Annotated in this window: 3 protein-coding genes; all 3 read left to right on the forward strand. The window is 44.6% G+C overall.

Annotated features, from left to right (window positions below):
- Positions 1-104 precede the first annotated feature (104 nt).
- The 3 genes from ACTHUT_RS18325 to ACTHUT_RS18335 are packed head-to-tail and all read left to right on the forward strand — an operon-like array spanning position 105 to position 2,069.
- Positions 105-590: an aminoacyl-tRNA deacylase gene (locus tag ACTHUT_RS18325; protein ID WP_003683433.1), complete on the forward strand. Its 486-nt coding sequence runs from the start codon at positions 105-107 to the stop codon at positions 588-590.
- A gap of 15 nt (positions 591-605) precedes the next feature.
- Complete coding sequence (locus ACTHUT_RS18330) at positions 606-1,193, forward strand: DnaJ domain-containing protein (RefSeq protein WP_003683538.1); 588 nt, start codon at positions 606-608, stop codon at positions 1,191-1,193.
- 3 nt (positions 1,194-1,196) lie between these two features.
- Complete coding sequence (locus ACTHUT_RS18335) at positions 1,197-2,069, forward strand: DMT family transporter (RefSeq protein ID WP_250600632.1); 873 nt, start codon at positions 1,197-1,199, stop codon at positions 2,067-2,069.
- Positions 2,070-2,240 lie beyond the last annotated feature (171 nt).

Consider the following 2,240-nt stretch of genomic DNA (forward strand, 5'->3'; position numbering starts at 1 on the left):
TCCATGTTGTCTCCTGATTTCAAAAAGAAGGTATGGTAACATTGCGACTGTTTACGTTCCACATTTAAGAGGGGCCGTCTGAAAAGGATGGCGGGAAACAACCCATGAGTAAAGCAGAATATCCGGTTACGCAGGCAGTACGCTTTTTACGCAGTAAGAAAATCGATTTTGTCCCTTATGTTTACGCATATGAAGAACATGGCGGTACGGCGCGTTTTGCCGAATGTGCGGGCAAGCCCGAGCATCAAGTCATCAAAACGATCGTTTTGCAGGATGAGCATAAAAAAGGCTTGGTTGTTTTAATGCATGGCGACAAACATATTTCCACCCGAAATCTGGCGCGTGAGCTAGGCTTGAAACACATCGAGCCTGCCACGGCGGATCAGGCGGCGAAATGGACAGGCTATTTAGTCGGCGGTACGTCGCCATTCGGTATGAAAACCGCTTTGCCGGTTTATGTGGAAGAAAGCATTTGGGCTTTGGACGAGATTTTTATCAATGGCGGCAAACGTGGGTTTATCGTGGGCATGAAGCCTGAAAACCTGCGGACGCTTAATCCGAAAGATGTTCATGTTGCAGTCGATTCATAAAGGATAGGAATACAGATGGAACAATTAAATTTATACGAAATCTTGGGAGTATCTCAGGATGCTGATATCAACGTTATCCGCGAGGCTTATGGAAAATTAGTGGCCAATCCGGATATTCAGAAAGATGCGGAGCGGTTTAAAGCCATCGGACAGGCTTTTGAAGTATTGTCTCATCCGGAAAAACGGTTGGCTTATGATGCGGCTATGCAGTACGAGCGTCAGGAAACCAATACCAACAACTTCACTGATATGGCGACAAATGTGGTCAATGCACCCAGCTCTGACGTGAAAAACTATGTTTTTATCGCTTATGTGACATATGCTGTGGGCTTATTGATTTTGTTTACCCCCGTTGTCGGTGTGATCATGGCGTATGTTAAACGCGATGAGGCTCAAGGCAGTATTTACGCCAGCCATATCGATTATTTGATTAAGACATTTTGGGTGTCTTTAGTAGGTACGGTTTTGGGCACTTTTACTACACTGATCTTAATTGGTTGGCTGATTTTGTTGGTAACTGCCATTTGGTTTATTTACCGTGTAGTCATCGGACTGATTAAACTGAATGAAGATAAGCCCGTCTCCACTCAAGGATGGTTTTAAAGCATGGCATATTTATTGGCAAGTATTGTTTGCAGCGTGTTGGTTTCCGTATTACTGAAGGTGGCACGCAAACAAAAAATCAATATCGAGCAGGCGGTGGCGGTGAACTACATCGTTGCCGTCACTTTGACCATGCTGGTGTTAAAGCCTGATTTGAGCAATCCGCAGGTATTTTTACCGACGTGGTGGCTTTTTGCGGCCTTGGGCATTTTGCTGCCAACCGTATTTGTCATTATGGGTAAATCCGTAGATGCGGCAGGTATCGTCAAATCAGATGCGGCGCAACGCCTCTCGCTGTTTTTACCCATCGTTGCTTCGTTTACGCTGTTTCATGAGCAGTTGACCGAAGGCCGTCTGATTGGTTTGGTATTGGCATTTACGGCACTGTTTTTCTTGCTTTGGAAAAGCGATGGCGGCAAGAAATCCGGCGGCTTCAGTACGCAAGTGATGCTGCTTTTAGGCGTTTGGTGCGGCTATGGCATCATTGATATTTTGTTCAAACAAGTGGCGAAAAGCGGTACCGCGTTTGCCGGTAATTTGCTGGTGGCGTTTTGTTTGGCCGGTATTTTGATGTTTGGCTACCTGTTTGCCAAAGGAAGCAAATGGACCAAAGAGGGCATAGTGGGCGGAATGATTTTAGGCTGCCTGAACTTTTTGAATATTGTTACCTACATCTCGGCACACCAAATCATGAAGGATAATCCGACTTTGGTATTTGCCGGTATGAATATTGGCGTGATTGTTTTGGGTACGCTGATTGGTGCGGCAATATTTAAGGAAAAAATCAGCAGCATTAATGCAGCCGGTATCAGCATTGCTATTTGTTCGATAGCCTGCCTGTTTTATTGGCCGCAGATTCGCAGCTTGGTAGGCTAAAAATACTTATGCCGTCTGAAAATTTTCAGACGGCCTTATTTTTATTATAAAATAGCCATTCATGCACCGATTTGGCCGTATGGAAATTATTTTGCGCTTACGGGCGTTTCTATGTTAAACAGAAGAAGTTGAACTCACACAATAATATCGATAGGTACACCACAAAAAATA

This window comes from Neisseria sp. P0022.S010, from assembly GCF_051956635.1.

What these genes read in the sequence shown, in the direction of transcription:
- ACTHUT_RS18325 (WP_003683433.1), top strand. Translation starts at nt 105, where the DNA reads ATGAGTAAAGCAGAATATCCGGTTACGCAGGCAGTACGCTTTTTACGC.
- ACTHUT_RS18330 (WP_003683538.1), top strand. Translation starts at nt 606, where the DNA reads ATGGAACAATTAAATTTATACGAAATCTTGGGAGTATCTCAGGATGCT.
- ACTHUT_RS18335 (WP_250600632.1), top strand. Translation starts at nt 1,197, where the DNA reads ATGGCATATTTATTGGCAAGTATTGTTTGCAGCGTGTTGGTTTCCGTA.